Annotated in this window: 25 protein-coding genes; 4 read left to right on the forward strand and 21 right to left on the reverse strand. The window is 74.0% G+C overall.

Translation table 11 applies throughout. The annotated features are described in order from the left end of the window. Positions 1–2 precede the first annotated feature (2 nt). From bla to ACKUB9_RS18465, 12 genes are all read right to left on the reverse strand, one after another. The gene (bla, locus tag ACKUB9_RS18410) at positions 3–875 is read right to left on the reverse strand and encodes a class A beta-lactamase (RefSeq protein ID WP_407525131.1); all 873 of its coding nucleotides are present in this window, start codon (positions 873–875) and stop codon (positions 3–5) included. 91 nt (positions 876–966) lie between these two features. Continuing rightward, on the reverse strand, positions 967–2181 hold the full coding sequence (locus ACKUB9_RS18415; protein WP_407525134.1) for a hypothetical protein: 1215 nt from the start codon (positions 2179–2181) through the stop codon (positions 967–969). A gap of 263 nt (positions 2182–2444) precedes the next feature. Next, entirely contained in the window at positions 2445–3344 is a 900-nt protein-coding gene (locus ACKUB9_RS18420) for a tetratricopeptide repeat protein (protein ID WP_407525136.1), read from the reverse strand. Then, a complete protein-coding gene (locus ACKUB9_RS18425) occupies positions 3344–4264 on the reverse strand; it encodes a vWA domain-containing protein (protein WP_407525139.1) in 921 nt (306 codons plus the stop codon). The genes ACKUB9_RS18420 and ACKUB9_RS18425 overlap by 1 nt, the downstream gene beginning before the upstream one ends. Next, positions 4261–5238, reverse strand: a complete 978-nt coding sequence (locus ACKUB9_RS18430) for a VWA domain-containing protein (protein ID WP_407525142.1) — start codon at positions 5236–5238, stop codon at positions 4261–4263. Before ACKUB9_RS18430 ends, ACKUB9_RS18425 begins: the two co-directional genes overlap by 4 nt. A gap of 2 nt (positions 5239–5240) precedes the next feature. Continuing rightward, the gene (locus tag ACKUB9_RS18435) at positions 5241–5702 is read right to left on the reverse strand and encodes a DUF4381 family protein (protein WP_407525145.1); all 462 of its coding nucleotides are present in this window, start codon (positions 5700–5702) and stop codon (positions 5241–5243) included. After that, positions 5689–6537 carry a DUF58 domain-containing protein gene (locus ACKUB9_RS18440; RefSeq protein WP_407525283.1) on the reverse strand — a complete coding sequence of 283 codons (849 nt, stop codon included), beginning with the start codon at positions 6535–6537 and terminating at the stop codon, positions 5689–5691. The genes ACKUB9_RS18435 and ACKUB9_RS18440 overlap by 14 nt, the downstream gene beginning before the upstream one ends. Positions 6538–6638: 101 nt before the next feature. Then, a complete protein-coding gene (locus ACKUB9_RS18445; RefSeq protein ID WP_410823550.1) occupies positions 6639–7646 on the reverse strand; it encodes an AAA family ATPase in 1008 nt (335 codons plus the stop codon). A gap of 717 nt (positions 7647–8363) precedes the next feature. Then, on the reverse strand, positions 8364–8807 hold the full coding sequence (locus tag ACKUB9_RS18450) for a response regulator (protein WP_407525150.1): 444 nt from the start codon (positions 8805–8807) through the stop codon (positions 8364–8366). Between the two features lie 41 nt (positions 8808–8848). After that, complete coding sequence (locus tag ACKUB9_RS18455; protein ID WP_407525152.1) at positions 8849–10189, reverse strand: NTP/NDP exchange transporter; 1341 nt, start codon at positions 10187–10189, stop codon at positions 8849–8851. A gap of 120 nt (positions 10190–10309) precedes the next feature. Beyond that, positions 10310–11854 (reverse strand): tripartite tricarboxylate transporter permease, encoded by a 1545-nt coding sequence (locus ACKUB9_RS18460; protein WP_407525155.1) that lies wholly within the window; start codon positions 11852–11854, stop codon positions 10310–10312. Next, complete coding sequence (locus ACKUB9_RS18465; protein WP_407525158.1) at positions 11854–12510, reverse strand: tripartite tricarboxylate transporter TctB family protein; 657 nt, start codon at positions 12508–12510, stop codon at positions 11854–11856. The genes ACKUB9_RS18460 and ACKUB9_RS18465 overlap by 1 nt, the downstream gene beginning before the upstream one ends. A 188-nt stretch (positions 12511–12698) precedes the next feature. Here ACKUB9_RS18465 and ACKUB9_RS18470 point away from each other — a divergent pair, with 188 nt between their 5' ends. Then, a complete protein-coding gene (locus tag ACKUB9_RS18470; RefSeq protein WP_407525161.1) occupies positions 12699–13676 on the forward strand; it encodes a Bug family tripartite tricarboxylate transporter substrate binding protein in 978 nt (325 codons plus the stop codon). Between the two features lie 24 nt (positions 13677–13700). Here ACKUB9_RS18470 and ACKUB9_RS18475 read toward each other — a convergent pair whose 3' ends face one another. Together ACKUB9_RS18475 and ACKUB9_RS18480 are read right to left on the reverse strand one after the other, a co-directional pair. Beyond that, positions 13701–14411: an NADPH-dependent F420 reductase gene (locus ACKUB9_RS18475; protein ID WP_407525164.1), complete on the reverse strand. Its 711-nt coding sequence runs from the start codon at positions 14409–14411 to the stop codon at positions 13701–13703. Beyond that, positions 14401–15333: an aldo/keto reductase gene (locus tag ACKUB9_RS18480; RefSeq protein WP_407525167.1), complete on the reverse strand. Its 933-nt coding sequence runs from the start codon at positions 15331–15333 to the stop codon at positions 14401–14403. The genes ACKUB9_RS18475 and ACKUB9_RS18480 overlap by 11 nt, the downstream gene beginning before the upstream one ends. A 225-nt stretch (positions 15334–15558) precedes the next feature. Between ACKUB9_RS18480 and ACKUB9_RS18485 the strand changes: the two genes are divergently transcribed. Continuing rightward, positions 15559–16299 carry an SDR family NAD(P)-dependent oxidoreductase gene (locus ACKUB9_RS18485; RefSeq protein ID WP_407525170.1) on the forward strand — a complete coding sequence of 247 codons (741 nt, stop codon included), beginning with the start codon at positions 15559–15561 and terminating at the stop codon, positions 16297–16299. Positions 16300–16306: 7 nt separating this feature from the next. Here ACKUB9_RS18485 and ACKUB9_RS18490 read toward each other — a convergent pair whose 3' ends face one another. After that, positions 16307–17107: a GPP34 family phosphoprotein gene (locus tag ACKUB9_RS18490; protein WP_407525172.1), complete on the reverse strand. Its 801-nt coding sequence runs from the start codon at positions 17105–17107 to the stop codon at positions 16307–16309. A 137-nt stretch (positions 17108–17244) separates the two neighbouring features. Between ACKUB9_RS18490 and dnaQ the strand changes: the two genes are divergently transcribed. Together dnaQ and ACKUB9_RS18500 are read left to right on the forward strand one after the other, a co-directional pair. Beyond that, positions 17245–17961 carry a DNA polymerase III subunit epsilon gene (dnaQ, locus tag ACKUB9_RS18495; protein WP_407525175.1) on the forward strand — a complete coding sequence of 239 codons (717 nt, stop codon included), beginning with the start codon at positions 17245–17247 and terminating at the stop codon, positions 17959–17961. A gap of 60 nt (positions 17962–18021) precedes the next feature. Next, complete coding sequence (locus ACKUB9_RS18500) at positions 18022–18147, forward strand: hypothetical protein (protein WP_407525177.1); 126 nt, start codon at positions 18022–18024, stop codon at positions 18145–18147. On the opposite strand, the gene coaE is transcribed toward ACKUB9_RS18500, so the two are convergent. The 6 genes from coaE to ACKUB9_RS18530 all read right to left on the reverse strand — a co-directional run bounded on the left by coaE (position 18120) and on the right by ACKUB9_RS18530 (position 23752). Beyond that, the gene (gene coaE / locus ACKUB9_RS18505; RefSeq protein ID WP_407525180.1) at positions 18120–18755 is read right to left on the reverse strand and encodes a dephospho-CoA kinase; all 636 of its coding nucleotides are present in this window, start codon (positions 18753–18755) and stop codon (positions 18120–18122) included. The genes ACKUB9_RS18500 and coaE overlap by 28 nt on opposite strands. Then, positions 18752–19615, reverse strand: a complete 864-nt coding sequence (locus ACKUB9_RS18510) for a shikimate dehydrogenase (RefSeq protein ID WP_407525182.1) — start codon at positions 19613–19615, stop codon at positions 18752–18754. Before ACKUB9_RS18510 ends, coaE begins: the two co-directional genes overlap by 4 nt. Before the next feature lie 17 nt (positions 19616–19632). Further along, on the reverse strand, positions 19633–20247 hold the full coding sequence (locus ACKUB9_RS18515; protein ID WP_407525185.1) for a Maf family protein: 615 nt from the start codon (positions 20245–20247) through the stop codon (positions 19633–19635). Between the two features lie 140 nt (positions 20248–20387). Beyond that, positions 20388–20660, reverse strand: a complete 273-nt coding sequence (locus ACKUB9_RS18520; RefSeq protein WP_407525188.1) for a hypothetical protein — start codon at positions 20658–20660, stop codon at positions 20388–20390. Positions 20661–20869: 209 nt separating this feature from the next. Beyond that, positions 20870–21700 (reverse strand): pyruvate, water dikinase regulatory protein, encoded by an 831-nt coding sequence (locus ACKUB9_RS18525; RefSeq protein ID WP_407525190.1) that lies wholly within the window; start codon positions 21698–21700, stop codon positions 20870–20872. A gap of 483 nt (positions 21701–22183) precedes the next feature. After that, complete coding sequence (locus tag ACKUB9_RS18530) at positions 22184–23752, reverse strand: hybrid sensor histidine kinase/response regulator (protein WP_407525193.1); 1569 nt, start codon at positions 23750–23752, stop codon at positions 22184–22186. Positions 23753–23897 lie beyond the last annotated feature (145 nt).

Genomic DNA, 23897 nt, shown 5'->3' on the forward strand with positions numbered 1-23897 from the left:
GATCAGGCCGGGAAGGTGCGGGTGACGAGCCGCCCGACTTCGGCGTGAAGGGCGTTGCGGGCCTCCGGCGAGCCGGGCGACTGCGTGAGATAGACGCCCGCGATGAGCGGCGCACTGTTTTGCCGGCGAATGATCGCCACGACGTTGGCCGTGCCGTTCTCGCCGGTCCCGGTCTTGTCGCCGACCTGCCACTCCGCCGGCAGCCCGGCGCGCAGGCGCTTGGCACCGGTCGGGCTATCCGTCATCCAGCCGAGGAGCCGCGCGCGGCTCGCGGGCGAGAGGGCCGGCCCCAGCAGGATGCGCTCCAGGAGGCCGGTGATCGCCGCGGGCGTCGTGGTGTCCCGCGGGTCGCCCGGGATCGCGGTATTGAGGGTCGGCTCCGTGCGGTCGAGCCGCGTGACCGTATCGCCTTCGGAGCGCACGTAGGCGGTGAAACCCTCCGGCCCGCCGAGCGCCTGCAGCAGCAGGTTGCCGGCGGTGTTGTCGCTCCACACCACCGCGGCGGCGCAAGCCTCGCCGAGGCTCATCGATCCCCCGGCCACGTGCTTGGCCGCCACGGGCGCGTAGGTGTCGAGGTCGGCGGGGCCGAAGGCCATGCGCCGTTCCAGCCGCTCCTCGCCCCGGTCCACCCGCGCCAGCACGGCGGCGGCGGCCACGGCCTTGAAGGTGCTGCACAGCGCGAAGCGCTCGTCCGCCCGGTAGGACAGGACCCGGCCGGTGCCGGTGTCGCGCACGCAGACGCCGAGGCGTCCGCCCTCCTGCCGCTCCAGGGCGGCAAGCCGCGCCACGGCCTCCTCCGGACCCTCCGCCGCGACGGCGCGGCAGGCGGCCAGCGCGGTGCCGACCAGCATCGCACGGCGGGTAAATTGCATCATGAGCACGCTCCGGTTGTGATTCCGGGCGCGGACGATCGTGGAGAACCTTGGCCCTTTCGGGCTGCCCTCGTGACGGAACCGGGGCGCGGCCTCAGCGCGCGGCCCCGTCCAGGGCGGCGAGGGGATCGGCCGCTGTGGGCTGCGGCGCGGGCGTGTGGCGGGCGAGCGCCTGGGCGAGACGGCGCAGGTCCGGCACCGGGGCCTCGCCCTCGCCGAAAAGCGCCCGGTCGAGGGCGCGAAGGCCGGGGGCCGTGTGCGGATCGCCGCGCCAATGGGCCGCGAGCGCCGGATCGGCCCCGGCGAGGTGAGTCCGGAAGGCGGCGGCATTGCTCCGTCGCGCGGCCCGCGCCAGCCGGCGCAGCAGCGCCTCGCGCGGACCGGGCGCCCGCCCGGCGCGCCCGAACGCCACGAGCCCGAGCGCGAAGGCGCCCATCCCGGCGAGCGCGGCCAGCCAGGGGGAGCCCGGAGGCGGGGCATCGGCCTCGTCGGGCTCGGCCTTGGCGCGGCTGCCGACGATGCGAGCTGGAATCTCCGCCTCGCGCATCGTGCGCGTCACGGTGTCGAACCACGGCACCGTGATGGCCGAGAGGGTCACCGGCTCGGCCACGCCGGGCCGCACGTCCCACTGGTAGGTCGCCCGGCTCACCGGCCCGGACGGGGTGATGGTGGTCTGCCGGTCGATCGGGCCGGCGAAGGTGAGCACGCCGCGGGTGCGCATGATCGGGCGGGGCGGCAGGCCGTCGCCGGTCAGGCCCTTGGCCTCGATGGTGACGGTGCGGCGGGCGGATTCGCCGACCCGCAGGGTCTCGGGCTCGGGAGACCAAATATCCGTCACCGTCACGGACGAGGCCGGCAGCCACCACGGCTCCTTGACGTCCGGCCCGCCGGGCCCGGTCCAGGCCTTCACCTCCACCGGCACGGGGCTGGAGCGCACGTCGACGACGCGCCGTCCGCCCCCGTCCACCACGGTCAGGCGGTGCACGAAGGGATCGATGGTGAGGCGCCCGGCCGCCTGGGGAAACACCGCCACCACCCGTTCGAAGCCGCGCGCCTCCTGGCCATCGACGCTGGTCTTGAACCAGCGGTCGCGGCCGAGCTGCGTCCAGCTGAAATTCTGCAGCGGCGGCTGGCGCAGTTCCTCCAGGGTGATCTGCGTCCGGTAGGTTCCCCGGATGCGCAGCAGGATCATCTCGCGCGGATACGGCACGGCGTTGCCGCCGACCTCCGGCGTGACGGTGAGGGTGAGGTCGCCCTCGTCGAGGGCGAGGGCCGTCCCCGGGAGAAGGAGCAGCGCCGCGAGGGCCATGAGGTGCACCCGCCGCCGGCAGACCCGCGGGATCCCCTCTCCCGTGCGGGAGAGGGGTAGGGGTGAGGGTCCAGGTGGAGCCATTGAGACCCTGGAAGCGTCGTGAGGGGAGCGGAACAGGTCAGGACTAGCCATCAGCCTCAGTGCTGGTAGCGGCAGCGTTCCGGGTCCTTGCTGCTCCCTCCCGGGACCCTCACCCCTGCCCCTCTCCCGCACGGGAGAGGGGACCTCCGTCCTGCGCCTCATCCGAACATCCGATCGTCTCACCACGGGTTGCTCCCCGGCTGAACGGCGGTGCCGGCCTCCTTGCGGCGCAGGTGCTCGGCCTCGATCCGGCGCTTGAGGAAGCGGCCGGGATCGTCCGTCATGGTGGCGAGCCAGTGCCGGTCGGCGCGGATCTCCTTGGCCTCGAAGCTTTTGGAGATCCGGCGCGCCTCGCGCTCGTAGGCCTGAGTGGCCGCCGCGATGCCGCCGCCGCTGCGCCCGCCGCCCTCCGCGTCGCTCGCCGAGCCGCGCGCCTGCCCCCGGCCGGGATCGATGGAGCGCTGCTCGGCCTTGCCGGTGCGCGAGGCCTTCGAGGTGCCGGGGGCATCGGAGGCCGACGACGCCTCCAGGCTGCCGGCGAGGCCCTCGCCGAAGGAGGCGATGCCCGGGTCGTTCGGGTCGGCGCTGGCCTTGGGGTTGTAGCGGGTGGTCTGGTCGGCCCGGGCGTTGGCCTCGCCGGCCGCGGTGCCGCCGAGCGTCAGCGCCTCGTCGAGGAGGCGGGCGACGAGGTCGCGGTTCGCCCGCGCATCCTCGTTACCGGGATCGCGCGCCAGCACGGCCTCGTAGGCCGCGAGCGCGCCCGTGAGGTCGCCGGCCCGGGCGAGCGCGTTGCCGCGGTTGTAGGCGGCGGCCCGGCCCTTCGCCTCCCCGAAGGCGGCGGCGGCCTCCGCGTAGCGGCCCGCGGCGTAGAGCGCGGTGCCGCGCCAGCCCGGATCGTCGGAGACCTGCGCGGCGGGGCCGGGCAGGCCCACCGCGAGGAGCGCCCGCCCGACCGTGGCGCGCGGCACCGCCAGGACGCAGAGGCCGAGGAGCGCGAGCCCGGCGGCGAGCGATCCCGCGCCGGGGCGCGGGAGGCGCCAGGACGGCGGCGCCGGCAGGAGAGACCGGGCGCCCGGCATCAGGCGGGCCTCCGAAACAGCAGCAGGGCCGGCAGCAGGGCGAGCAGCACCAGCCAGCGCCCGACATCCTGCCACGCCAGCACCGCGTAGCTGCCGGCCGCGAGGTGGCCGGCGCCGGTCTCGGCCACCGCCGCGAGCACGGGGGAGGGGGCGTCAATCTCGCCCGCCGCGCCGCCGCCCGTGCGCGCCAGCCGGTCGAGGGCGGCGCGGTCGCCCCGCGGCGCCTCCGCCGGCAGGGCAGGCGTGGGGATCGCCAGGGTGTGGAGCCGGTGCCCGTCGCCCGCGAGCCCCGCCGCCTCCCGCCGCGCCGGATCGTCGATGCCCCCGCCGTCCGAGAGCAGCACCACGTCGGCCGCCACCGCGCCCATCTCGGCCAGGATCCGGCGGGCGAGCGCGAGCCCGCGGGCCGGGCTGCTGCCGCGGTCCGGCACCGTCGCGCCGTCGAGGGCGAACAGCACCGTGCCGAGGGCGTCCCGGTCGGTGGTGGGCGTCGCCGCCACGTAGGCGTCGCCGCTGTAGACCACGAGGGCGACCTGCCGGGTGCCCGCCGCCTCGGCGACGCTCTGGGCGACGCCCCGCGTCTCGTCGAGCCGCCCGCCCTCGGCGACGGAGCGCGACAGGTCCATCACCAGGATCGTGGCGTCGAGGGTGCGGAAGCTCGCCGCGTCGCTGCGCTCGAAGGCCGGCCCGGCGAGCGCAAGCGCCAAAACAGCCGCCGCGGCCACGAGGGCGCCCTGGGCCTGCCGCCGCCCGGGCAGCACGGCGCCGCGGGCCTTGAGGCTCGCGAGCAGGCGCGGCTCCACCGCCCGCGGCCAGTCGCCGAGCGGCGCGGCCCGGAAGACCGCCCGCCACGCCACGAGCGCGATGACCGGGAGCGCGAGCAGCCACCACGGGCGAAGGAGCGTGACGGCCTCGATCATGCCGTGCGCCTCGCCACGATCAGCGCCAGGGCGGTGAGGAGGGCGAGCCCGCCCGGCCAGGGCCAGAGGTCGCGGCGCAGCGGCACCGGCGGCGCCTTGGCGCGGCCGCCCTCGATCGCGTCGATGGATTCGGCCACCGCGGCGAGGTCGTCGGTGGTGCGCACGCGGAAGAAGCGTCCGCCGCTCGTCTCGGCCACGTCGCGCAGCGCCTCCGCGTCGACCACGTCCGGGTCGCCCTGGACGTCGGCGGTGTCGCGCGGCCCGAGCGCGATGGTGTGGACCTTGATGCCGAGGTCCCGGGCCAGCACCGCCACGTCGTGCGGCGTGGTCTGGCCGGCATTGTTGGCGCCGTCCGAGAGCAGCACCACCACCTTCTCGCGGGCCTGCGCGGCGTCGAGGCGCTTGAGCGCGAGGCCGAGCCCGTCGCCGATCCCGGTGGAGCGGCCGACGAGGCCGATCTGCGCCTCCTCCAGGGCGTGCGCCACCGCGGCGGTGTCGAAGGTGAGCGCCGCCGCCACGTCCGCCTGATCGGCGAAGATCACGAGGCCGATGCGGTCGCCGGCCCGGCGCCGGATGAAGTCCGCCCCGACGCGCTTCACGGCGGAGAGCCGGGCGACGTTGCGGCCGTCGAGCGAAAAGTCGATCCGCTCCATGCTGCCGGACAGATCGAGCGCCAGCATGATCTCGCGGCCCGAAGCCGGCAGCGCCGCGGCCGGGAGCACGAGGCGGGGCCCCGCGAGCGCTGTCACGAGGCAGATCCAGAGCAGCCAGCCGAGAAGGGTGCGGCGGCGGGCGCGCGCCGCCAGCGCCTCGGCCCGCCCCACGCCCGCGACCAGCGTGCCCGGTACCACCAGCGCGCCGCTGCCGCCCGCGCGCTCCGGCGGCAGGAACCGGCGCGCGAGCAGCGGCAGCGGCAGCAGCAGCAGCGCGAGCGGCGCCGCCAGATCGAACCCTGAGAGGCCGAGCGCGCCCATGGTCAGGTCCTGACCCGCGCGAGGAGCCGGACGAGCCCGGCATCGATCGCCTCGGTGTCGGACACGGACCGCGCGTAGAGGTCGCGGGTGAGCGCCCGGCCCGGCCCGGCGGTGAAGAAGTCGGTGGCCAACAGCCGGTCGAGGGAGGCGGCCCGGTCGGCGCCCTCGGCCCCGAGGGTGCGGGCGAGGCGCGCGACGAGGCGGGCCTGTGCCAGGAGCCGGGCGGCCGGGTCGAGGCCGCGCGAGGCGGCGAGATCGGCGAGTGCCGCACGGCGCACCGAGACGCGGCGGCGCGCGAGCCGGCCGCGCAGGACGAGGATCAGGGCCGCGAGCAGGAGGCCGAGCCCGATCGCCGCCAGCACGTCGAGGCGCAAGGATCCCGGATCGGGCGGCGGGTGCAGGCCGCGCAGGTCCGCGAGCGCCGCCTGGGCGGCCGGCGTGAGCGCGCCCTCACAGCACGGCATCGAGCCGCTCCATCAGGGGTGCGAAGGACTCAGGGCCCCCCTCGCTGTCGAGGCGCACGCCCTCCAGCCCCACCCGCGCCCAGCGGGCGAGCCGGTCGTCGGCGGGCGGCTTGCGGCGTACCTGCGCGGTGCCGCGCCGGCCCTCCGGCGTCGCGAAGGGGTAGAGCCCGGGCGGCGGCTCGCGCTCGAAGGCATCGCTCACCAGGATCAGGCTCAGCGACACCCGCTCGGCCAGCGCCGTCAGCGCCGCCTCGAACCCCTCGCCCGGCTGGTCGAGGGCGCTCGCGATCACGAGATGGCCGCCGGCGGGCAGCAGCGCCCGGGCGCGCTCCAGCGCGGGGGTGAGGGGCGGATCGGCCCCGAGCGGCGCCGCGAGGGCGAGCGCGTGGGCGCGGGCGAGCGCCCCCGCCATCGCCCCCATGCCGCGCCCGCCGCCGGTGGGCCGCAGCGCGATCGGTTCCGGGGAGGCGGCGGCCACGACGAGGCCGATGCGCCCGCCATCCCCGACGATGCGCCAGCCGAGCAGAGCCAGGGCCTCGGCGGCGGCGACCGAGCGGAGCGCCCGGCGGGTGCCGAACAGCATCGAGGGCCGGAAATCCGCCAGCAGCACCACGGCCCGGTCGCGCTCCTCGTGGTGGGTGCGCACGTGGAGCGTGCCGGTGCGCGCGGTGGCGTTGCGGTCGATGTGGCGCACATCGTCGCCCTCGGCCCAGGGCCGCACGTCGTCGGGCTCCGAGCCGCGCCCGCGCCGCCGCGTGACGATGCCGCCGGGCAGGCCGACGAAGCTGCGCGAGGCGAGCCCCGCCCCCCGCCGGGCGAGGTGGCGCAGGCCCATCAGCGCCCCGGCGTCGAGCCCGACGCCGGGCGCGGCGAGCGGATCGCCCTCGGGGAGGTCGGCGGGATCCCTGGACGGAGCGGGGCGGGCCACGGCGCGGCTCAGAGGGGCCGGACCCGTTCGAGCAGGCCGGCGACGAGGTGGCGCGCGGTCCGCCCCTCGGCGGCGGCCCGCCACGTGACGGCGAGGCGGTGCGAGAGGGCGTCGGCCGCCAGCGCCGTCACGTCCTCCGGCACCACGTGGTCGCGCCCGTGCAGGTAGGCCCGCGCCTTGCCGGCCAGCATCAGGGCCAGCGTGCCGCGCGGCGAGACCGGGTGCTCGATCGCGGCCCGCAGATCCGGCGCCGTGGTGTCGTTGCGGGTGCCCGCCACGAGGCGCACGAGGTAGTCCTTGAGGGCCGGCGAGACGTAGGTCCGCAGCGCCGCGGCCCGGGCGGCCCGCAGGTCCTCGGCGGTGAGCCGCAGCGGCATCGGGGCGGTGTCGGCGTTCATCTCGCCCTCCACGAGGTCGAGGATGCGCCGCTCGGAGGCCTCGTCGGGCATCTCCACCACGACGTGGAGCAGGAAGCGGTCGAGCTGCGCCTCCGGCAGCGGATAGGTGCCCGCGTGCTCGATCGGGTTCTGGGTCGCCACCACCATGAACGGGTCGGGCAGGGGGTGGGTGGTGCCGGCGATCGTCACCTGATGCTCGGCCATGGCTTCGAGCAGGGCCGACTGCACCTTCGGCGGGGCGCGGTTGATCTCGTCGACGAGCACCAGCGAGTGGAAGAGCGGGCCGGCCAGGAACTCGAACCGCCCGCCGTCCGGCCGCCAGACCGTGGTGCCGGTGAGATCGGCGGGCATCAGGTCGGGGGTGCACTGCACGCGCGCGAAGCCCGTATGGAGCCCGTCCGCGAGCCGCTTCACCGCCCGGGTCTTGGCGAGGCCCGGCGCGCCCTCGATGAGCAGGTGGCCGCCCGTGAGCAGGCCGATCAGCAGCCGCTCCACGAGGCCGTCGCAGCCGATCAGCCCCTCGGCCAGCCCGTCGCGCAGCCGCAGCACCCGGGCGCGCAGCGCGTCGTCGGGCACCGCCGCCGCCGTCGACGGCTCGGCGAGATCCGCCGTTCTCATCGCGCCGGGATCCTTGGCCCTGTCGGCCGTGCGCACCACGCCATCGTCCGCGTCTCCTCGGGCGGGTTCTTCTAGATGTCCCGCGTCCGGGGGATGTGGCCGCAGCTTGAAACGAGCGTCAATCCCAACAGGGGTCCAACGGGAGAATCGCCCGGACGGCGAGCGGGGCACGAGACCTCTGCCGGTGCGGAAAGCCCTGTGCCGGGTAGGAGAGGGGTTCCCACGCCTCACTTTAGAACGGAGCGGAAGCTTCTGACACAACGCGTTCTCCCGAGTGCCGGAAGACAAGGCGTGGATAGGCAGGCGCGTTCGTCGGAGTGATCCTGCCTGCCGGTGCCGACGATGCCGACGCAGGCGATGCGGCGGCCACTCATCCGTGCGCGGCTACGCAAATTTATTTTGCCGGCGAATTGACATCGTTGACGGTCCGATCGTGCGACAGAGTGCCCGTGGCTCTGCTCAACCCGGAGCTGACATCGGCATCCCTTGCGTGACGCCAGCAGCCTTCCGCCACGTTCACGCAGCCCAGCTCACGACGAGATAGCGGGCGACGAGGTGGAGGCACCCTCCGCCGGACCGGAAGGCCGCACTCCGCAGGGTGGCCGCCAGAGGCCGTCAGCAGGAGGACGCGCCCGCGCATCGGCATCCGCCCGGTGGCCCACCGGGTCTTGTCGAGATCGTCGGGGGACATGACGTCGTAGAGGGCCACTCTGAGCGTCAGGCGCAGCGCGCCGCGGGCTCGGAGCCGGCGGCGCCCGGGGCCGGCCGCTGCGCCAGCAGGCGCCGGATGCGGTCGGCGACGTGGCCGGGCTCGTAGGGCTTGTCCATGAGCGGCCCGGTCTCGCACAGGTCGGCGGCGATCTCGGCGGAGCGGGCCGCGCCGGAGGTGAGGATCACGGGGATGCCCGGATGGTGGGCGCGCACCCACTGGGCGAGGCCGAAGCCGTCCATCGAGCCCTTGGGCATCTCGACGTCGGAAAAAACCATGTCGATGCGCAGGTCCGGGGTATCGAGGATCGCCATCGCCTCGTCGGCCTGCGAGGCTTCGAGCACCCGGTAGCCGCAATCGCGCAGGTAATCGGCGATGACGAGACGGATCAGCACCTCGTCCTCGACGACGAGGATCGTGCGGTCTTCGGCGTCGGGCGAGGGCGTGCTCATGCTGCAGGCCAACGAGCGGGTGCGGCCGAGGTTCCGTTCGGTCAGGCGGCCAGGCCGCCCTCCCGCGCCTTCGCGGCCTTCGCCAGGGCCTCCTGGCGGCGGCCGAGCCAGAGGGCATTGAGGAGCCACGCGACGGAGAGCGGCACCGCCACGACCGGCAGCGCGGTGGGACCGAGGCCGAGGAATCCGGCGAGCGCGTAGGACCACGCGCCGACCTGGTCGCCGAGGCGGTACATCACCGTGTCGATGAAGCTCTTGGCCTTGTAGCGGTCCTCCCGCGGCAGCACCGTAAACAGCACCTCGCGCACCGGCCGCGCGATGGCGAAGTTGCCGGCCCGGCGCAGCACCCCGAACACCACCACGGCCGCGATGGTCGGCGTGGCCGCGAGCAGCCCGAAGCCGAGCACGCTCACGAGCGGCAGGATCGCCAGCGTGAGGCCGACCCCGAGGCTGCGCACGATCCGCCCGGTGAGGAAGAGCTGCACCCCGAGCGTCAGCACGTTCACCGCGAGATCGACGCTGGCGAAGAACGCCGTCTGGGCGCCCCGGTCGGGGAAGCTGCGCTTGGCGATCGCCGCCTGCTCGAAGTACAGGAAGGTCGAGGTGATGGAGAAAAGCACCAGGAAGAGGCTGATGCCGAGAAGGTAGGGCGACCGCAGGGTCCGGGTGATGCCCGCGACCATGCTGCCGCCGATCGCCTCCGTGCTCGCCCCCGGCTCGCGCCGCAGCGCGTCCGAGAGCCGGGCGAGGCCGCGCATGCTGAACACCGCGACCTCCAGCAGGAGGGCCGCCGCGATGAGGAGCAAGGCGGTCGGGACGCTCCGCGCCAGCACCGCCGTGAAGGCCGAGCCGGTGATGGCCCCGAGCGTCGCGCCCGCCGCGATGAAGCCGAACAGCCGCTTGCCCTGCTCGGTGTCGAACACGTCGACGATGGTGGCCCAGAAGATCGACACCACGAACAGGTTGAAGATCGAGAGCCAGACGAAGAAGACCCGCCCGATCCACACGGTCTGCTCGCCCTCCGAGAGCGCGATGGCGCCCGCGAACAGCAGGATGTTGGCCGAGAAGAAGCGGTAGGTGAGGGGCACGAAGCGGGCGCGCGGCAGGGTGCGCACCAGCCAGCCGAACGGCAGGTTGATGAGCAGCATGCCGACGAGCGTGGCGGTGAACAGCCAGGGCAGGTTCTCCAGCCCGCCCGCGAGGCCCATCTGGTCGCGGATCGGCCGCATCACGTAGTACGCGGACAGGATCGAGAAGATGTAGAGCCAGGACCAGCCGAGCGCCGGCACCTCCTCGGGCCGCACGTCGATCAGGCGCCGCAGCCAGGCCGGGACCCGCAGCCCGGCCTCCCGCGCGGCCGGAATGGCCTCACTCTCGCTCATCCGCCACTCCTCGCGCCCGCAACCCCGGCGCCCGCAACCGGGACGTGCGCTGTGCTTGGCGGAGGCGCGCGCCGCCCGCAAGACGCGCGGATCGGCCGTCCGATCACCGTCCCGCGACCGCTACTCGACGAAGACCTCGTCGCGGCTCCGGCGGATCGCCGGCAGCAGGGCGACGACGAGCAGCATCACCGCGACCAGCAGGAGGCCCGCGGAGATCGGCCGCTCGATGAAGGTGGTCATCTCCCCGCGCGAGATGATGAGCGCCCGGCGCAGGTTCTCCTCCATCAGCTTGCCGAGCACGAAGCCGAGCAGGAGCGGGGCGGGCTCGAAGTCGAGCCGGATCAGCGCGTACCCCACCGCGCCGAACAGGCCGATGAACAGGATGTCGGTCGGCAGCGAGTTGATGGAGTAGATGCCGACGCAGCAGAGCAGCAGGATCGCCGGGAACATCAGCCGGTAGGGCACCTTCAGGAGCCGCACCCAGAGCCCGATCAGCGGCAGGTTGATGACGAGCAGCATGACGTTGCCGACCCACATCGAGGCGATCATGCCCCAGAACAGGCCGGCGTTCTTGGTCATCACCTGCGGCCCCGGCACGATGCCGTGGATCGTCATGGCGCCCACCATCAGCGCCATGACGGCGTTCGGCGGGATGCCGAGGGTGAGGAGCGGGATGAACGAGGTCTGCGCCCCGGCATTGTTGGCGCTCTCCGGCCCCGCCACGCCCTCGATCGCGCCGGTGCCGAAGCGGCGCGGGTCGCGCGCCAGCCGCTTCTCCAGCGTGTAGGAGGCGAAGGGGCCGAGGACCGCGCCGTTGCCCGGCAGGATGCCGAGCACCGCGCCGATCACCGTGCCGCGCAGGATCGGCAGGCCCGACTGGCGCAGGTCGTCCCGGCCCGGCAGCAGCCGCCCGATCTTCTGCCGGACCACGTCCCGGGCCTCGGTGTGGTCGAGGTTGCGCAGGATCTCGGCGATGCCGAACAGCCCCATCGCCAGCACCGGGAAGTCGATCCCGTCGGAGAGGAACGGCAGCCCGAAGGTCATGCGCTCCTGGCCGGTCTCCAGGTCGGCGCCCACCGTCGAGAGCAGGATGCCGAGCAGGATCATCGCCACGGCCTTGAGGATCGAGCCGCGGGCGAGGACCACCGCGAAGACGAGGCCCATGACCATGAGCGAGAAATATTCCGCCGGCCCGAACACCAGGGCGAGGCGGGTGAGCGGCGCGCCCAGAGCCGCGATCAGCACGGTGGCGACGCAGCCCGCCACGAAGGAGCCGATCGCCGCGATCCCGAGCGCCACCCCGGCGCGGCCCTGGCGGGCCATCTGGTGGCCGTCGAGCGTGGTGACCACGGAGGTCGCCTCGCCCGGGATGTTGACGAGGATCGCCGTGGTGGAGCCGCCGTACTGCGCCCCGTAATAGATGCCCGCCAGCATGATGAGCGCGCCGGTGGGGTCGAACTTGAAGGTGATGGGCAGGAGCATCGCGATCGTCGCGACCGGTCCCACCCCCGGCAGGACCCCGATCAGGGTGCCGACGAGGCAGCCGACGAAGCAGAGCACGACGTTCATCGGCAGCGGCACGGGGCCGAGGCCCGGCACCTCCACGGGCACGACCTGCAGGACGGTGCCGAAGCCGAGAGCGAGGTTGGCGAGAAGATCACCCATCAGGCGCCCCCGGAATGGCCGGCGACGTCGATGCGGGCGGTCGACCGGCGCGGCCCGATGAGGAGCAGCGCGACGGCGATTCCGGCCAGCAGCCCGGCGGTGGCGCGCAGGCGCCCGTCCTGCGACCAGCCGGCCGGAAAAAGGGCCGCGTAGGCCTCCGGGAACATCGGGATCGGCAGGTTGAGGAGGTCGCCGAACAGCAGCATGGCGAAGGCGGTGAGGCCGAGCCCGAGGGCGAGGTTCTCGCGCAGCCGCGCCTCCGGCGAGGCGAAGCCGCCGATCAGCACGGTGAGCGGGCCGGCGCCGAGCAGGCCGAGCCCCGGGGTGGTGATCCCGCCGAGCGGAAAGGGCCGGATCGTGAGCGCGAAGGTGGCGATCGCGAGCAGGATCACCACGGGGCCGCGCAAGGAGAACCGTTCGAGCGGGTGGCCGCTGCGCACGAGGCCCACGCCCACGAGGGCGAGGCCGCTCAGGCCGAGGCCGATTGCCAGCGCGCGCGGCACCATGCCCGGCCCCATGCTGCGCAGGGTGCCGTGGCTCAGGTCGCGGGTGAGGTAGAGCGCGAGCGCCGCCAGCCCGACGAGGAGCAGGCCGCCCACGAGGCTGCGCGGACCGCGGATCGGCCCGCGCGTAGCGGTGTCGGAACTGGCCGGCATGGCGGGTCCTCCCTGGCTGTCGGGCCGATGGTTCCGGATCCCGCCTTGCCGACGTTTGTGCACGATGGCTCGGCGAACGATCAAGCGGGTCCGCCGTCCTCGTCTCGCCATGCCCCTGGGTTTCTGCCTAGAATGCGGCACCGGTAACAGGCCACGGACAGGATGGCCGGCCGAGGGAGGGCTCTTGGATGACGTTCGGTCTGTCACGACGTGCGCTGCTCGGCGCCGCCGCGCTCGCACCCCTGGGAAGCCGCCTTCCGCGCGCCCAGCAGGGCTACCCGACGCGGCCGATCCGCTGGGTGGTCGGCTACCCGCCGGGTGGAACCACCGACGTCCTGGCCCGCCTCATCGCCGAGCCGCTGAGCCGCCGCCTCGGCCAGCAGGTCTACATCGAGAACCGGCCCGGGGCCGGCAACAACATCGGCACCGACGCCGTGGTGAAGGCCGATCCGGACGGCTACACGATCCTGCTCGTCAACCCGGCGAACGGCATCAACGCGACGCTCTACAAGAAGCTGAACTTCAACTTCGTGGAGGACATCGCCCCCGTGGCGGGCATCACGCGCTCGCCCAACATCATGGAGGTGACGCCGAGCCTGCCGGTGAAGACGGTCGCGGAGTTCATCGCCTACTGCAAGGCCAATCCCGGCAAGGTGAACATGGCCTCCTCGGGCTTGGGCACCTCGGTGCACATGTCGGGCGAGCTGTTCAAGAAGATGACCGGCGTCGACATGGTGCACGTGCCCTATCGCGGGGCGGGCCCCGCGCTGACCGACATGCTCTCGGGGCAGGCCCACGTGCTGTTCGACAACCTGCCCTCCTCGATCGAGCACGTCCGCGCGGGCGGCCTGCGGGCGCTGGCCGTCACCACGGCCGAGCGCTCCCCGGCGCTGCCCGACGTGCCGACGGTCGCCGAGACCGTGCCGGGCTACGAGGCGAGCGCGTGGTTCGGGGTCGGGGCGCCCAAACGCACCCCGCCCGAACTGATCGCGCGCCTGAACCGGGAGATCAACGAGGTCCTGTCCGACCCGGAGACCGGCAAGAAGCTCGCCAACCTCGGCGGCACGCCGCTGCGCCTCACGCCCGAGGAGTTCGGCAAGGTGATCGTCGACGAGACCGAGAAGTGGAAGAAGGTGGTCGAGTTCTCGGGCGCGAAGCTCGATTGATCCGTCCCGTGACGGGCAAGCCCGTCACGGCGACAGTCCGAAGGCCTTGCGCGCCTCGGGCGCCGTGACGTCGAGCCCGAAGCCGGGGCTGCCCATGGCGAAGCGGCGCGCGGCGTCGAGCGGTCCGACCACCACCGGATCGAAGCCGGCGTCGCGCACCAGCCCCTCCGCCACCGCGACCGCCTGCGGGTCGTCGCCCGCGAGCGGCACCGCCATGCGGGCGCCCTCACGGTGGGCGTTCTTCTGGAAGACCCGGTAATTGGCCGCGTTGAACGCCCGCACGAGGCGCGCTCCGGGCAGGTACTTGGCCGAGACCGCGCCGATGCCGGCGGCCTCCGCCTCCGCCGCGAGGTCGCCGTCGCGGGCCTTCGTGGCGTTGCCGGCATCGAGCACGATCTTGCCCTTGAGCGCGGCGGCGTGCTCGCGCCCGATCTCCGGATAGGCCTTGTAGGGGACCGCGATCAGCACCGCCTCGCCGAAGGCCAGCGCCTCGGCGACGCGGCCGGCCTTGGCGAGGGGGCCCAGCCCCGCGACGAGCCCGGCGAGTTCTTCCGGGTGGCGCGAGGCGAACAGCACCGGGTGCCCGGCCTTCACCCACAGCCCCCCGAGGGTGCTGCCGATGTTGCCCGCCCCAATCACCCCCACCGGAATCTTGCCCGAGGGTTGGGCGCGGGCGGGCAGCGCGAGGGCGGCGCCGGCCACCAGCAGGGTGCGGCGGGTGAGATCAGAGGCCATCGATCCATTCCTCCATCTTGCGGCGTTGCGCGGCGTCGGGCAGGCGCCCGCGGGCGGCGCCCAGGTTGTCCTCCACGTAGCGGCGCTGGGCCATGCCGGGGACCGGACAGGTCACGGCCTCGTGCGAGAGGACGTATTTCAGGAAGAATTGCGGCCAGGTCGCGCAGTCGAACTCCGCCGCGAAGGGAGGCAGGTCCTTGCCCTTCACGAGGTTGAACAGGCGCTCGCGCCCGAACGGCACGTTGACCATCACAGCCGTGCCGCGGTCGCGGGCGAGCGGCAGGATGCGCGCCGCCGCTTCGCGCGCGTCGAGGGCGTAGTTGACCTGGATGACGTCGAGGCGCTCGCGCCGCATCAGGTCCTCGAGGTCGCCGTACTGGCGCTCGACCCAGGTGGTGGCGCCGAGGTAGCGGATCCGCCCGGCCTCCTTCAGGGCCTTGAGCGCGGCGAGCTGCGTGTCCGTGTCGATGAGGTTGTGGACCGCGATCAGGTCGATGCGGTCGGTGCGCAGGCGGCGGAAGGACTGCGCGATCTGCGCCTGCCCGGCCTCCCGCCCCTGCGCCGCCACCTTGGTGCAGAGAAAAACCCGCTTGCGCAGGTCGCCCTCGGCCATGATCGCGCCCGTCACCTCCTCGGCGCGGCCGTAATCGGGCGCGGTGTCGATGACGCGCCCGCCGAGGTCGAGGAAGCGCACCACCGCCTCCCGCAGGGGCGCGAACCCTTCCGAGCCGGGCTCGACGTTGTAGCGGCGCGAGGTGCCGATCCCGATCACCGGCACCTGCTCGCCCGAGGACGGGATCGGGCGCTGCAGCAGGTCCTTGGAGTCGGATCCTCGGGGGTCCGGTCCTTGAGCGCGGCCGGCCAGGGGGCTCAGCGACGCGGCCGTCGCTCCGGCCAGGACGGCGCGGCGGGTCAAACTCATCGGCGGTCTCCTCCGGGTTCCGGGCAGCAGGGTCGATCTAGGGCAGTCTTCGGCGGCGAACCGGCGCTTCGCGGACAAATCTGCTTGAGGCGCTATCTCGCGCAGTGGGATCGGCGCGGCTCAACCGTGTCGGTCCACCTTCATCTGATCGATCCCGCATCGCTTGGTGACATACCGACCTTGGCGAAACACCGAACGATGCGGCGGGCCGACCGGGAGACGCGCATGACCACACCCACCGCCGTCGTCGTGGGAGTCGGAGCCGAGCTGGGCCTCGGCGCCGCCCTCTGCCGCCGCTTCGCGCGGGGCGGCCACCACGTGCTGGTCGCCGGCCGCACGGCGGCGCGCATCGAGGGGATCGCGGCCGGCATCTCGGCTTCCGGCGGGAGCGCCGAGGCGGTACCCACCGACGCGACCGTCGAGGCGGAGGTGGCGCGGCTTTTCGCCCGCGCGGCGGCGCCCGGCCCCGGACGGGAGCCCACGGACCTCGTGGCGTTCAACGCCGGCAACAACCGCCGCATCGATTTCCTCGACCTCGCGGGGGCCGAGTTCGAGGATTTTTGGCGGGTCGGCTGCCTCGCGGGCTTCCTCGTCGGCCGCGAGGCCGCGCGTCTGATGGCCCCGCGCGGGCGCGGCACGATCCTGTTCACGGGCGCCTCGGCGAGCCTGCGCGGCAAGCCCGGCTTCGCCCAGTTCGCGGCCGCCAAGGCGGGCCTGCGCATGGTGGCCCAGAGCATGGCGCGCGAGTTCGGCCCCCAGGGCCTGCACGTCGCCCACGTGGTGATCGACGGCGGCATCGCGGGCGAGCGCCAGTTCACCCGCGCCCCCGCCCTGGCCGAGGCCCGCGGCGAGGACGGGCTCCTGTCGCTCGAGGCCATCGCCGAGACCTACTGGCAGCTCCACCGCCAGCACCGCTCCGCCTGGACGCAGGAGATCGACCTGCGGCCGTTCCGGGAGCCGTTCTGACGACGGCTCAGTCGCCGCCTCCGCCCCCGTCGCCCCCGCCGTCGCCCCGGCCGCCGTCGGCGGCGCCGTCGAAGCCGGATTCGAAGGCGTCGAGGCCGTCGAAAGCGTCCGATAGCGCGGCATCGAAGCCCGCGAGATCGCCATCCCGGCAGGCGGCCTCGTCGCCGGTGCCGCCGGACCCGCCGTCGCCGCCCGCATCCCGCTGCATCCGCAGCATTCCGGCGATCTGATCGAGATGCGGGCGCAGGGCGGGCACGAGCAGGATCGCGCCGCCGAGCGCGACCGCGAGGGCGGCGGCCTGGGCCGGATCGCGGTCGAGCCACGTCGGGATGTCGGCGGCGCGCGCCATCAGGTCGGCGAGGCGCCGCCGCTCGGCCTCGCCCGCCGGCGTCGGGCGATGGCGCTCCACCGGGACGAACAGCACGCGCTCCCGGGTGGGCTCCAGAAGGCCGCGGCGCATCAGGGCGGGCCGCACCAGATCCCGGACGAAGCCCTTGAGGCCGGCGCCGTGATCGAGGCGCGCGAGCCGCACCACCTCCTGCAGCCGGCCCTGCCGGCCGCTCGCCTCGCGCACGAAGCGCATCGCGGCGGCGGCGGGGGGCGGGAGGCCGGCCTCGTCCCGCCCGGCCGCGACGAGGTTGGGAGGCCGCCGGCCCCCGAACCAGCTAGGCGGCGATGGGACGATCCGGACGTAGCCCTGCAGGATCAGCGTCATCAGGGTGAGCTTCAGCGCCTCGCGGCCCTGGGCGCCCCCGGGATCGAGGAGCACCAGGGCTTCCGCGGCGGAGAGGGGCGGGGCGGGCGGCATGGGCACGGCCTCGACGGAATTTTCGGGGAATCGGCAACCCTGCGCCCTTCATCGCGGGCTCAGGGCCGGTTAACGGTTTCCATCTTAACGAGAGAGGGCGGGATCGGCCCGCCTTCAACCGCCAGGGAGCCGCCGGCGTGCTGCGCGAGATCGTCCTCGACACCGAGACCACCGGCACGGACGCCAAGACCGACCGGCTGATCGAGATCGGCGGCATCGAGCTGCTCAACCACATCCCCACGGGCCACGAGTTCCACCGCTACATCAACCCGCAGCGGGCGGTCTCGCAGGGGGCCTTCGCGGTGCACGGGCTCTCGGACGCCTTCCTGGCCGACAAGCCGGTCTTCGCGGCGGTGCTGCCGGACTTCCTCGACTTCTGCGGCGACGCCACCCTGGTGATCCACAACGCGGCCTTCGACGTGGGCTTCCTCAACGCCGAGTACGCGCGGCTCGGCGAGCGGGCGCCGCCGTCCATCGACCTCGCGGGGGTGGTCGACACGCTGGCGCTCGCCCGCCGCAAGCATCCGGGCGCGGCCAACAACCTCGACGCGCTCTGCGCCCGCTACGGCATCGACAACACCAAGCGCGTCAAGCACGGGGCGCTCCTCGACGCGCAGATCCTGGCCGAGGTCTACATCGAGCTGCTCGGCGGCAAACAGACCACCCTCGGGCTCACCCTGGAGAGCGCGAGCCCGGTGCGGGTGGCGAGCCACGCGGCCCCCGCGGCGATCGGACCGCGGGCGGTGAGGAGCCGCCTGAGCGAGGCCGAGCGGGCCGCGCACGCGGCCTTCACGGCGAGCCTCGGCGCCTCGGCGATCTGGCGCGACTACGTCTCGGACGAGACGGCCGGCTGAGCGGCGTGAACCCCGGGGACGCGCGGGGCGTTGGGCCGGTCCCCCTGCCGGAGACCTGTCATGGCCCCGCCCAGCCACAAGCCCGAGAGAACCACCAATACCCTGCGCCCGGCGCTGTTCGGCATCGCCCTCCTGGTGCTCGCCGTCGCGCTGCTGGCCTACGCGGTCGGCTTCTTCCCGCGCTGAGCCCCCGGCAGCGCGCCACGCCGCGCCGCAGCGATCAGCGCCTCCACCTGCGCCTCGGCATGGGGGAAGCCGCGGCCGGTCTCGATCAGCGCGTCCGCCCGGCGGCGCTTCTCGGCGTCCGGCATCTGCTTGGCGAGGATCGCCGCGAAGGTCGGCTCGGTCATGCCGGGCCGCGCCAGCACGCGGGCGCGCTGCACCTCGGCCGGGGCTGTCACCACCGCGACCGCGTCGCAGCGTGCCTCGCCGCCGGTCTCGAACAGCAGCGGCACGTCGAGCACCACCAGCGGCGCCTCCGCGTGCGCGGCGAGAAAGGCCTGTTCGGCCTCGCGCACCAGCGGGTGGACCAGGCCCTCCAGGCGCGCCAGGCGCTCGGGATCGCCGATCACCGCGGCGCGCAGACGGTCGCGGTCGACCGAACCGTCGGGGGCGAGCGTGCCCGGGAAGGCCGCCCCGATCCGCGCCGCCGCGGCGCCCCCGGGGCCGTAGAGGGCGTGCACGCAGGCGTCGGCATCGTGCACCGGCACCCCGCGGGCGCGGAACATCGCCGCGGTGGCGCTCTTGCCCATGCCGATCGAGCCGGTGAGGCCGAGGATGAACGGCCGGCTCATCGCCGCCCCTCGATGTCGGCGACGATCAGGGCGCGCAGCTCCGGCGTGACCTGCGGCGTCACCCCGAACCAGCGGGCGAAACCCGGCACCGCCTGGTGCAGCAGCATGCCGAGCCCGTCCACCGTCCGCAGATGCCGGGCGCGGGACGCGGCGAGGAGCCGCGTGTCGAGGGGCACGTAGACGATGTCGGCCACCGCCGCCTCGGGCGGCAGCGGGGCGGGGTCGACGGGGAGATCGGACGCGCCGGCCATGCCGAGGGAGGTGGTGTTGACGAGGAGCCCGACCTCGGCGAGGCGGCCGGGCACGGCCGCGAGGGCCAGGGTCTCGATGCGCTGCGGGTCGAGGGCGCGCAGCGCCTCGGCGCGCTCCGCCGTGCGGTTGGCGATCAGGAGCCGTGGCACGCCGCGGTCGAGCAGCCCCACCGCGACGGCGCGCGCCGCGCCGCCCGCGCCGAGGAGGAGCGCGGGGCGCCCCGCCGCGATCCCGGTCGTGTCGAGCCAGTCCGCGCCGAGCGTGGCGTCGAGATGGGCGACGAAGCCCGGCGCGTCGGTGTTGTCGCCGACGAGCCGGCCGGCCTCGTCGAAGCTCAGCGTGTTCACGGCCCCGATCCGCTCGGCCCGGGGGGTGCGCCGATCGACGAGGCGGAAGGCCTCTTCCTTGTGCGGGATCGTCACGTTGCCGCCGACGAACCCGGCCTCGCTCAGGCCCCGCAGGAAGGCCGGAAAAGCCTCGGGCGCCACGTCGATGCGCTCGTAGGACCCGGGCAGGCCGTGGACGGACAGCCAGTGGCCGTGGATCAGCGGCGAGCGCGAATGCGCGATGGGATGCCCGACCACGAAGGCCTTGCGCGGGGAGGTCATGGTCGCGGGTCCGGTCGTCAGAAGGCCAGAAGGTCGTGCGCGCGCAGGCGCGCCAGCAGCGGGAGCAGCGGCAGGCCCAGGATCGTCGTGTGGTCGCCCTCGATGCGGGCGAACAGGTGGATACCGACACTTTCGAGCTGGTAGGCGCCGACGCTGCCCAGCACCCGCGCCCCCGCCACCGCGAGGTAGGCCTCGATGGCGGGCGCGTCGAGCGGGCGCATGGCGAGCCGGGCGGTCTCGACGAAGCTGTCGGCGAGGCGCCCGTCCACCGCCACGGCCACCGCCGCGTGCAGCGCGTGGGTGCGGCCCTGGAGCCGGGCGAGGTGGGCCTGCGCGCCGCGCAGGTCGGCCGGCTTGTGAAACACCTCCCCGTCGAGGTCGAGCACCTGATCGGCCCCGATCACCACCCGTTCGGGCGCCGCGGCGGCGACCGCCAGGGCCTTCGCGGCCGCGAGCCGTCGGGCCAGATCCTGCGGGCGCTCGGCCCCCGCCTCCGCCTCCAGGGCGCGCTCGTCGATGCCGGGCGAGCGCGTCTCGACGGGCAGGCCCGCGGCTTCGAGCAGGGCGCGCCGGGTCGGGCTCGCCGAGGCGAGGAGGAGCGGCGCCGGCGCGCGCCAGAGCGAAGCGGTCATGCGGCGGAAAGGGGCTGGGCCGAGGGCCGGGCCAAGAGCTGGGCCATGCCCGCACCAATGCCGGTTTCGCCGCGCCGCGCAAGACTGGGGGCGCAAGACTGGGACTGGCAAGACCGGGGCGGGCGCCGACCCGGACCCGGTCAGGCCGCGAGCGAGCCCGCCTCTCCGTCGCGCGCGAGGGCCTCGGCCAGCGCCGCGCGGGCCGCGGCCACGTCGGGCGCCGTCCGGGTCGCCTGCGCGAGGACGAGGCGCTTGTGGACGTCGAGCCAGTGGTAGCCGGAGCGCACCACCGGGAGCCGCTCGCGCTCCACGAAGGCGCGCGCCTCCTCGACGCTGCGCAGTTGCGCCGGGCAGCCCGCCCGGCCGGAGGTGCGAAGGGCGGGTGAGAACAGGGTGCCGGTGAGGACGGTCATCGCGCGACGATCCCGTGCAGTGGTTCACCGCGACGGAACATGCCGAAGATGGCCGCCCGATGGCAACCGCCCCCCGACGGATCACCTCGCCTTACGGCCACGCTCATACCAAATCCGCTTGATCCCTTCGGGATGGCGGATTTGGGCTTCGCTCAATCGCCGCGCCGGCTTGCTGATACGGTCTCCGCTTTGATCAAGCGAAGACCGTATCAGACGGCGATGAACTTGAGGCGGTGCTCGCGATGCAGTTCGACGATCGCCGCGGCGGTTTCTTCGATGGAGCGGCGGGTGACGTCGATCACCGGCCAGCGGTGCTTGGCGAAGAGTTTTCGCGAGGCCGCGACCTCGTTGGCCACCGCCTCGCGGTCGACGTAGGAGGACGAATCGTCGGCCTTGAGGCTGAGCAGGCGGTTCTGGCGGATCTGCACGATCCGCTCCGGCGAGGCGAGCAGGCCGACGACGAGGGGCTTGCGCGCGCGCTCCACCGCGGGCGGCAGCGGCATGCCGGGCACGAGCGGGATGTTCGCGGTCTTGAGGCCGCGGTTGGCGAGGTAGATCGAGGTCGGGGTCTTCGACGAGCGGCTGACGCCGAGCAGGATCACGTCCGCCTCGTCGAGGTCGAGCGGCAGGTTGCCGTCGTCGTGGGCGAGCGTGAAGTTCATGGCGTCGATGCGCTTGAAGTACTCGGCGTTCAGCATGTGCTGCGCCCCCGGCCGGGCGGTCGAGTGCGCGCCGAGATAGGATTGCAGCAGGCTGTGCACCGGCTGGAGCACCGAGAGGGCGGGCGAGCCGGTGGCCCGGCAGGCCACCTCCAGACGCTCGGTGAGGTCCTGCTCCACCAGGGTGTAGAGCACGATGCCGGGCGCCTGCTCGATCTCGCTGATCACGCGTTCGAGCTGCGCCGAGGAGCGGACCAGCGGGTAGACGTGCTCGATCGCCGAGACGCCCTCGTACTGCGCGGCGGCGGCGCGCCCGACGTTGATCAGGGTCTCGCCCGTCGAATCCGAGACGAGATGGAGGTGGAAGTAGCTGCGGACCACGGTGGCTCCCCGGCCGGGCCGACGGCGCAGGGCCGGCCCGGCATGCGGACCCCGGAGGGCTTGTCCACGGCGGGCGCCCCTGAGGAGTCGACGAATGTGGATAACCTTGCCGGCGCACGAGGTCCAGGCGCCGCGGCGGGTCGATCCATCGACTCCGCCCTCAACAGGCGTGCGGGCGCGCGGCGCCGGCACGGGCCGGTGGGGGAATCCAGGACGCGGATGCCCGGCCGACGGGGGCATGAGCGCCAAGCGCTTCGCCCCTCAGGGTGAAACCCGAAACTAGAGCGAACCCGTTAAAGCCCTCTTAACGCCGTGGCCGTGGGGACGGGCTGTGGACGCGCCTGCGGCCCCGGGATTCGGCCCTCCAGCAGAAAAAACAGATCTAAGAATCTCTCTTTCCTTATCTTTGGGCGCGGGACGGGATGAGCTCCGTCCGGCCGCCGGACCGGATCGCGGGCGAACCGGACGACGCCTCCCTGAGGCTCAGCCGCCCGCGGCCTCGATCAGCGTCCAATGGGCGATCACGTCCATGAGCTGCGCGCGCCGGAACGGCTTGGCGATCACGTCGTCCATCCCGGCCTCGCGGTAGGTGTCGAGCTGGTCGGGCATGACGTTCGCCGTCATGGCGATGATCGGGACGCGCCCCGCGGCGCCCTCCAGCGCGCGGATCCGGCGGGTGGCCGTGAGCCCGTCCATCGTGGGCATCTGCGCGTCCATCAGGACGACCCGGTAGGGGGCGGTGCGGACCTTCGCCACCGCCTCGGCGTCGTCCGAGGCGGTGTCGACCGCAAACCCCTCCTCCTCCAGGATCAGGCGCACCAGTTCCTGGTTCGCCGGCATGTCCTCGACGAGCAGGATGCGCGGGGTGGCGGACACCGCCTCGGCGGCCGGGCGGGACGGGGCGGGCGCCTCCTCCGGGACCCGCTCCAGGGGCAGGCGGACCCAGAAGGTCGCGCCGTGGCCCTCGAAGCTCTCGAAACCGATCTCCCCGTCCATGAGCGCCACGAGCCGGCGGCAGAGGGCGAGGCCCAGGCCGCCGCCATCGACGGGCCGGGCTGCCTCGGCGCGGCCGAGCCGCTCGCGCAGCCGGTCCTGCTGTGCGCGGGAAATACCCGGCCCCGAATCCCTGACGGCGACCCGCAGCCATGGCCGGCCGGCCTCCTCCTCGGCCTGGAGGTGCACCGTCACGGTGCCCGCCCCGGCCGCCCTGATCGCGTTGGTGAGGAGGTTGAGGAGCACCTGGCCGATCCGCGCCTCGTCCCCGCGCAGGCGCGCAGGCACCTCCGGATCGACCGCGACGCTCACCGCCGTGCCGTTCTCCTCGGCGGCGGGCCGCACCGTGGCCACGCTCGTCTCCGCGAGGCGGCGCGGCGAGAAGACCACCGGGTTCAGTACGAGCTGCCCGGCCTCCATCGTGGCGATGTCGAGGATGCCGTCGACCACCGCGAGCAGCGAGGAGCCGGAGGCGTGGATCAGGTCGAGCCGGCGCTGCTCGTCCGGCCTGCGAGTCTTGGCGTCGAGCAGAAGGTCTGTGTAGCCGAGGATGCTGCTCAGCGACGTGCGGATCTCGCGGCTCATCCGGCCCATGAAGGCGCTCTTGGCCGCGCTCGCCGTGACCGCCGCGTCCCGCTCCCGGGTGCGGGCGGCAAGCTCGCGCCGCAGCCGCAGCCACCCCGTCGGCGAGGGCAGCGCGACGGCGAGCGGCAGGCGCCGCCAGAGCAGCGCGGCGGCCGCGACCGCCGCGACCGCGGTCACGGCCCTGGCGGCCGTCTCGAGCCCCTGGACGGGCTCCCAGAGGCCCCAGACCGCCAGGAGGTGGGCGGCAGTGCCCGCGGCGAGGAAGGCCGCGACCCCCAGCGGCGTTCCCCGGAGCCCGAGGTCGCGGCGCGTGGCCGCCAGGATCGCGAAGGCGACGAGGAGCGAGAGGAGGCACAGTCCGGTGACCGCGTCCGAGAGGGCGTTGGTCCAGACCAGCTCCGGTCGCCAGAGCAGACAGGCTCCGCGCGGGGACAGGCCGCCGCCGTCGAAGATCCTGCCGAGATCACCCAGCATCGCCGTCCTCCCCGGCGGCGCGCGGGCACGATCACCGCCTGTCCGGCCTCGCTGAGGGCATCGTCGTGCCGCGGCCGGGTTGGGGCGATCTCACTCACAAACGGCACGAATATCAACTGGAACGTGCACAATCGGAACCGTGCCG

Origin of the sequence: Methylobacterium oryzisoli, from assembly GCF_046557895.1 — a bacterium.
Classification (GTDB): Bacteria; Pseudomonadota; Alphaproteobacteria; order Rhizobiales; family Beijerinckiaceae; genus Methylobacterium; species Methylobacterium oryzisoli.